At 74.9% G+C, this 7279-nt stretch carries 4 protein-coding genes and 1 pseudogene; 3 read left to right on the top strand and 2 right to left on the bottom strand.

Annotated features, from left to right (window positions below):
* The 3 genes and pseudogenes from OP86_RS18640 to OP86_RS39030 form a co-directional block, all read left to right on the top strand.
* Window positions 1-1676 (top strand): annotated as a pseudogene (locus tag OP86_RS18640) (hypothetical protein); the annotation flags it as partial.
* A 1027-nt stretch (window positions 1677-2703) separates the two neighbouring features.
* Window positions 2704-4299 carry a glutamine-hydrolyzing GMP synthase gene (gene guaA / locus OP86_RS18635; protein ID WP_030059208.1) on the top strand — a complete coding sequence of 532 codons (1596 nt, stop codon included), beginning with the start codon at window positions 2704-2706 and terminating at the stop codon, window positions 4297-4299.
* A 182-nt stretch (window positions 4300-4481) separates the two neighbouring features.
* Complete coding sequence (locus OP86_RS39030; RefSeq protein ID WP_063832405.1) at window positions 4482-5501, top strand: Rieske 2Fe-2S domain-containing protein; 1020 nt, start codon at window positions 4482-4484, stop codon at window positions 5499-5501.
* Between the two features lie 32 nt (window positions 5502-5533).
* Here OP86_RS39030 and OP86_RS18625 read toward each other — a convergent pair whose 3' ends face one another.
* Both OP86_RS18625 and OP86_RS18620 read right to left on the bottom strand, forming a co-directional pair.
* Window positions 5534-5743, bottom strand: coding sequence for a hypothetical protein (locus tag OP86_RS18625; RefSeq protein ID WP_030059204.1), 210 nt, complete (start codon window positions 5741-5743; stop codon window positions 5534-5536).
* Window positions 5740-7170, bottom strand: a complete 1431-nt coding sequence (locus OP86_RS18620; RefSeq protein ID WP_030259487.1) for a PspC domain-containing protein — start codon at window positions 7168-7170, stop codon at window positions 5740-5742. The genes OP86_RS18625 and OP86_RS18620 overlap by 4 nt, the downstream gene beginning before the upstream one ends.
* Window positions 7171-7279: the final 109 nt, after the last annotated feature.

Raw genomic sequence — 7279 nt, 5'->3', positions numbered from 1 at the left:
CGCCCACCCCGCCGGCCCCGCCCGCGCTGGGCCACTGGGGCGCCGGGAGGCCGTACGACCAGCAGCCGCCCGTCCAGCGCCTGCTCACCGGGGCGGACTGGCGCCCGGCGGTCAAGGCGGCGCTCGCGCCGACCGCCGTCCTGCTGGCGGCGGCGCTGATCGCGGCCCTCCCGAGCGGCTACCAGTACGACTACCGGTTCCAGTCGCCCGACTTCGGGGACCGCTTCGGCGGGATGCTGTCGATGGCGCTGAACGCGCTCGGCGCCCCGTTCAAGATCGGCTACCAGAGCCCGCTGAGCCGGGGCCACGCCGACCGGATGGACCTCGTCATCCGGGCGGTGCCGATGACCGTCACCGCCCTGTGGTGCCTGGCGCTCTGGCTCGGCCTGCGGGCCGGGCTGCGCCGGCGCAAGGCGGTGGCGGGCCAGCTCACCCGGGGCCAGGCCGCCGGCGAGGCACTGCGCACCGCCGTGGTCCTCGCGGGGGTGACCACGGTGCTCTGGGCGGTCGGCGGCACGACCTGGCGGCCGCGGGGCGGCTACGACGTCCCCGACTACACCGGCAGCACCGGCCAGGACCTGTCCCGGCCCTCGGTCACCGCGGGCTCCGGCTGGCTGGAGACGGTCGGCTGGACCGTACTGCTGTCCGGGCTGCTGGCCTTCGCCGTCTACGGCACCGACGCACTGCGCTGGGCCGCCTGGCGCAGCCGGTCGGTGCGCGGCTGGGCGGTGGCCGCGCTGGCCGCGGGCCGGGCGCTGGCGGCGACGGTGGGCCTGTCCTCGGTGGTGGGCTTCGTCCTCGTCGCGGCCAACAGCGAGAGCGGCGCGGAGACCGGCGTGTCGCTGGCCTTCCTGCCCAACCTCGGCCTCAACCTGCTCGGCTTCGGCTCGGGGGCGACCTTCCGGGCCCACAACGGCCTGACCGGCGGCGAGACGTCCTGGCGCGACCGCGGCGAGGACCTGGACCTCTCCTTCTTCGACCTGCACGACACGGTGAGCGCCGACTGGCGCTGGGCCGGCCTGCTGGCGGTCCTCGCGGCGGGCGTGCTCGGCTGGACGGCGTACCGGCGGCAGCTGGACCCGGCCGACCGGCTGCGCCTGGCGGCGGTGCACGCCGGGGCGCTCACCCTGCTGATGGCGGCGGCCGGGGCGATGATGACCCGGACCTCGTCCATGGCGGGCTGGAGCCCGACCTCCGACCTGGAGATGAGCCAGGAGAACTCGGTCGGGCTGACCTTCCTCACCGTCCTGGCGGCCAACGCGGTCTGGGCGGTGGTCGGCGCGCTGCTCGTGCCGCCGCTGCTGGCGGCCGTCCGCGGCGGGGGCGCGGGCAAGGCCGGGTATGGCGATCCGTACGGCGGCGCGCCGTACGCGGCCGTGCCGCCGGAGGTGCCGTACGGGCCGACGCCGCCGCAGAGCGCCCCGGCGTACGGCGTTCCGGTCCAGGGCGGGCCGCCGCAGGGTGCGCCGCCGCAGGGCGCCCCGGCGTACGGCGTGCCGCCGCAGGCCGCCGCGCCGCAGGACGCGCCGCCCGTCCCCACGAGCGGGGTGAGCGAGGTGCTCGGCTCGCACGAGGTGCCGCCCGCCCCCGCCGCCGGGACGGCGCTCCCGGCCGACCCGCCGCGGGCGCCGGCCGAGGACCCGGTCGACCCGAGCGTGTGGCGCGAGCACCCCTGAGCGGAGCGGAGCACCGGCCGGGGGAGCAGGCTCGGGCGCCGGAAAAGGGCAGCCGGAAAAGGGCAAAGGGCCCCGCGGGGGAACGGGGCCCTTTGTCGTTCAGCACTCGGCGTCAGGGCCGCGCCGGTGCTGGGGTGACGGCGCCGGGGGAGGAGCGCCGTCGTGTCGGTTGGCTTCGGTGCGCCCTCGCGGCTCCGGCGTGGGTGGCCGGTGGAGCGGGGCGCGCGGGCCCGTGGTGCGGCGGACGGCGGTAGGTCTGCGCCGGTTCCGTGCTCACGGAGCGTGAAGTGAAAACCGCTGTCGCCTCCCTGCGCGGCGACTGCGGAGCATCGCGTGCGGGCCCCCTCGGTGAGCCGTCAGGTCGCCGGGAGAACCGCGTACAACGAGCATCGTGCTGGACGAGGGGCTTGCTCTGCAACCGATTCGGCACAGTTCGGCATAGACCATTTACGGCCAGGATGGTGCCGGGCATGCCACAGATGATCACGGTGCGTAGTGGTTCGCCTGGTTGCAGCGCACGGGGACGCGCGTAGCGGCGCGGGACGGATGGGGGAGTGCGCCCGGGTGTGCCCCGGCGCGGGCCGGGGGTGCGACGGCCGGCCCCGGGCGTCCCCGGGCTCCGGCCGTCCCACCTCTCGGCCCAGTCGCGGCCGGGTTCGCTGTCCCCTGCTGGCCGGCCGCTGCACCCGCGCACGGTCCCACGGAGCCGCGCTCCCGGCGGGCCGGGCGGCGGCGCCACGTGCGCCGGTGGACTGGTGTGTAGCTCCACGCGTGGTCCTGCAGCCGTACGGCGGTGGCCCCCGCGGGGGTCGGTCGGCGCGTCTGGCGGACGCGGCGCGGCCGTACGGTCGTCAGAAGCAACGAACCGCGGCCCCGCCCGGTCACGGTCCTTTGGACGGGCAGACGAGTGAAACCGGACAGCCCGGTAGAATCGGAGTCCAGACACCCCACACCCGTCCGCCGCCGCCGCCCCCGCCGGGGAGGCGGTTCAGCGCGACACCTCGATACCGCTGCCGGAAGGCCGTCTGTGTCCTCTGCAATTCCCGTCCAGTCCGCGCCGGACAACGACACCGTCCTGGTGGTCGACTTCGGCGCCCAGTACGCCCAGCTCATCGCCCGTCGGGTGCGTGAGGCGCGGGTCTACAGCGAGATCGTGCCGAGCAGCATGCCGGTCGCCGAGATGCTCGCCAAGAACCCCAAGGCGATCATCCTCTCCGGCGGCCCGTCGTCGGTCTACGAAGAGGGCGCGCCGCAGCTCGACCGTGCGATCTTCGAGGCCGGTGTCCCGGTCTTCGGCATGTGCTACGGCTTCCAGCTGATGGCCAAGACCCTCGGCGGCACCGTCGACAACACCGGTGCCCGCGAGTACGGCCGTACCCCGCTGGTCGTCTCGCGCACCGGCTCCACCCTGTTCGAGGGTGTCCCCGCGCAGCACTCGGTGTGGATGTCGCACGGCGACGCCTGCTCCGCCGCGCCGGAGGGCTTCACCGTCACCGCCTCCACCGACGTGGTCCCGGTCGCGGCCTTCGAGAACGACGAGGCCCGCCTCTACGGCGTCCAGTACCACCCCGAGGTGCTGCACTCCGACCACGGCCAGCAGATCCTGGAGCACTTCCTCTACCGCGGCGCCGGCATCGCCCCGACCTGGACCACCGGCAGCGTGGTCGAGGAGCAGATCGCCCTGATCCGCGAGCAGGTCGGCAACAAGCGCGCCATCTGCGGCCTGTCCGGCGGCGTGGACTCCGCGGTCGCGGCCGCCCTGGTCAACAAGGCCATCGGCGACCGGCTGACCTGCGTGTACGTCGACCACGGCCTGATGCGCAAGGGCGAGACCGAGCAGGTCGAGAAGGACTTCGTGGCCGCCACCGGCGTGCAGCTGAAGGTCGTCGACGCCGCCGAGCGCTTCCTGAACGCGCTGAAGGGGGTCACCGACCCCGAGGAGAAGCGCAAGATCATCGGCCGCGAGTTCATCCGGGTCTTCGAGCAGGCCCAGGCCGAGATCATCGCCGAGGCCGGCGAGCACGGCGAGTCGGTCGACTTCCTGGTCCAGGGCACCCTGTACCCGGACGTGGTGGAGTCGGGCGGCGGCACCGGCACGGCCAACATCAAGTCCCACCACAACGTCGGCGGCCTGCCCGAGGACCTGCAGTTCCAGCTGGTCGAGCCGCTGCGCAAGCTGTTCAAGGACGAGGTCCGGATGGTCGGCCAGGAGCTCGGCCTGCCGGAGGAGATCGTCCAGCGCCAGCCGTTCCCCGGCCCGGGCCTGGGCATCCGGATCGTCGGCGAGGTCACCAAGGAGCGCCTGGACCTGCTCCGCGACGCCGACGCGATCGCCCGCGAGGAGCTGACCGCGGCCGGCCTGGACCGCGAGATCTGGCAGTGCCCGGTCGTGCTGCTCGCCGACGTGCGCAGCGTGGGCGTGCAGGGCGACGGCCGCACCTACGGTCACCCGATCGTGCTGCGTCCGGTCTCGTCCGAGGACGCCATGACCGCCGACTGGTCGCGCCTGCCGTACGACGTGCTGGCCAAGATCTCCACCCGGATCACCAACGAGGTCCGCGACGTGAACCGCGTCGTCGTCGACGTCACCAGCAAGCCGCCGGGCACCATCGAGTGGGAGTAGGCACTCCCGCTGCCTGAACGCCCGCGCCGTCGTTCCCGTACTGGAGGGAGCGGCGGCGCGGGCGTTCGCGGTGCGGGCGTGCCGGCCGCGGGGTGGGACCTCCCACCGAAAGTGGGCAGGAACGGGCAGAATGCGGACCGGACCTGTCAGGGAGTGGCAGGACGAGAGGGAAGGTGTGCGGGATGTCGGAGGCCAGCAACTCGGTGCCGGCCGGCGGGGGAGCGGCCGGCCGGGCCGAACGGGCGGCGCAGCGGCGGGCGATCGCGTCCAGGTACGCGCTGCTCCCGCTGCGGCTCTTCCTCGGCGTCACCTTCGTCTACGCCGCGCTCGACAAGCTCTCGGACGCGCACTTCCTGGCCGGGGCGGGCGACCCGGCCTCCTTCGTCTCGCAGACCCAGGCGGCCAAGGCCGGCGGCAGCCCGATCTCCTTCCTGCTCGGCCCCGCCCTCGACCACCCGACCCTGTTCGCGCTCGCCGTCGCCTTCGGCGAACTGGCGGTCGGCCTCGGCACCCTGCTCGGCCTCTGGGGCCGGGTCGCCGCGCTCGGCGGCGCGCTCCTCAACCTCAGCCTCTGGCTGACCGTCAGCTGGAGCGTCGCGCCGTACTACCTCGGCAACGACCTCGCCTACCTGATGGCCTGGATCCCGCTGGTGCTGGCCGGCACCCCGTACCTGTCGGTGGACGGCTACCTCGCCCGCCGGGCCGGGCGGGACCGCGAGCGCGGGCTGGGCGAGGACCACGTCAAGCGCCGGGCGCTGGTGGACGGCGGGATCGCGGCCGTCGCGATCGGCGGCGCGGGGCTGCTCACCGGCTCGCTGACCCGTACCTTCGGCCGCGGCAGGCAGGCCGCGCCCAAGCAGTCGGCGGCCCCGGTCTCCGCCGCCCCGGCGCAGGCCCCGACGGTGTCCGCCGCGAGCGTGCCGGTCGGCGGCTCGGCCCAGGTCAAGGACCCGGCCACCGGGGACGCCGTCTACATCGTGCAGCCCAAGGCGGGCCAGTACTGCGGCCTCTCCTCGGTGTGCACCCACTCCGGCTGCGCGGTGGACGCCCCGAAGAACGGTCAGCTGTACTGCCCCTGCCACGGCTCCCGGTTCGACGCCGCCACCGGCGCGGTGGTCAACGGGCCGGCGGTCAAGCCGCTGCCGAAGTACGCCGTCACCAAGGACGGGGACAAGCTGACCCTGGGCCCGCAGCAGAGCTGAGGCCCGGGGCCTGCGGGCTCGCAAGAAACCCCCTAGTCCTCGCGGTCGGGGCGGCCGCGCCGGGCCACCGCCGCGACCGCGCCGGCCAGGCCGCCGACGCCGAGCACGATGAAGGTGACCGGGATGACGATCCGTCCGTTCACCGACCGGTCGTCGAGCGCCGCGACGAGGTAGACGAGGGCGAGCACGGTGAACAGCGCGCCCGCGATCAGCGAGAACAGGTCGAGCCGGTGCTTCCTCACTGCTGGACCACCTTGATGTTGCCGATCCCGATTCCGAGTTCGAGGTTGAGCGTGCCCTTGGAGGCCTGGCCGCCGGCCGGGCCGATCAGATAGGTGTGGCGCCCGGTGCTGTTGCCGCGGTCGCCGGGGACGGTGACGTCGCCGAGGCCGACCCGGGCGGTCACGTCCACCGTCACGTCGGCCGGCACGATGACGGTCAGCTCGCCTGCGCCGAGGTCGACCTTGGTGGCGAGGGTGGCGCCGGCCGGGTCGAGCCCGGCCAGGTCCAGCTTGATGTTGCCGGCGCCGAGGTTGTAGCGGTCGTGCAGGTCGGAGGCCGCGGTGACGGTCCAGTCGCGCTGCCCGACGGCGTTCTGCACGGCGTCCGGCGAGTGGCCGACGAAGGCCAGCGCCAGGGTGAGCAGCAGGCCGGTCGCCGCGAGCCTGCGGGCCCGGCCGAACTTCGCGCCGACCAGCAGGGTCAGACCGACCACCAGCAGGGCGGTGGCCAGCACCGTCGCGCTCGCCACGGTGGGGTTGTGGTGGTCGGCCTGGACGGCCCAGACCGCGGCGGCCGCGCCGATCGCCAGCAGGAAGCCGAAGAAGCCGAGCGCCGAGCGCTCCCGGGGGCGGCGCACCACGGCCGGCTCGGGGCGGCGCTTCGCGCGCTCCTTGCGCAGCGGGTCGCCCTCGGGCAGGTCGGTCCGCTGCCACCAGGGCTGGGCCGGGCCGCCGGCCGGCGGCACCGGGGTGCCGAACGGCGGGGTGGGGGTCGCGGAGCTCGCGCCGTACGGGTTGCGCTCGGGGTGGCGAGGATCCCACAGGTAGCCGCTCGCGCCGGGGGCCGGGCTGTCGGCGGGGACCGTCCCGGTGGCCCTCGGCGCGGCGTGCTCGGCGGCGGCCGCCTCGCCCGGCTCCGGCCGGGGCCAGGCGTAGCCCGCGGACTCGGGGAAGTGACGGTCGTACGGGCCGCCGTGCCGGCGCCCGCGACCCCGGCCGCGGCCGCGGCGGCGCTCCGGGTCGTAGCGCACCGCCAGGAAGACCAGGCCGGCGAGCAGCAGCAGCGGGAACATCTGGCCGCCGTCGCCCATCGAGGAGAAGAACACCCCGGTGCCGATCACGGTCAGCAGCACCGCGCCGATCGACTGGCCGTCCACCCGGCCGGTGAGCACCCGCTGGAGCTCGGTGCGCCCGCCGCGGCCCTTGGACTCGTCGTCGGTCGGGACGATCAGCCAGGCCAGGCCGTACAGGAACAGTCCGAGGCCGCCGGAGAGGCAGAGCACCACGGTGACCACCCGGAACACCACCGGGTCGATGTCCAGGTGCCGCCCGAGGCCGCCGCAGACACCGGCCACCACGCGGTGGTGCTCGGCCCGGGTCAGCGGCGGGCGTTCCGGCTCCGGCGGGGCGGCGGGCCCGGCCTCCTCGATGCGGTGGTCCTCGGTCATGGGCACCATCCTTCCGGCAGGGGCCGGTCCGGCCCAACCGGGAGCACCCCTGCCCGTACCCTGACTTGTCCCTGAGACGGGCTAGGGACACACCCTGATGCGCCCGCGG

The sequence above is a fragment of the Streptomyces novaecaesareae genome, from assembly GCF_000716875.1.
In the GTDB taxonomy this organism is placed as follows: Bacteria; Actinomycetota; Actinomycetes; order Streptomycetales; family Streptomycetaceae; genus Kitasatospora; species Kitasatospora novaecaesareae.
Note: the sequence above shows the minus strand (reverse complement) of the source record. Positions and strands in the feature narration are given on the sequence as shown.

Bases quoted from the DNA above. Each gene is read 5' to 3' on its own strand.
- OP86_RS39030 (WP_063832405.1), top strand. From the start codon at position 4,482: ATGTCGGAGGCCAGCAACTCGGTGCCGGCCGGCGGGGGAGCGGCCGGC.
- OP86_RS18620 (WP_030259487.1), bottom strand. From the start codon at position 7,170: ATGACCGAGGACCACCGCATCGAGGAGGCCGGGCCCGCCGCCCCGCCG.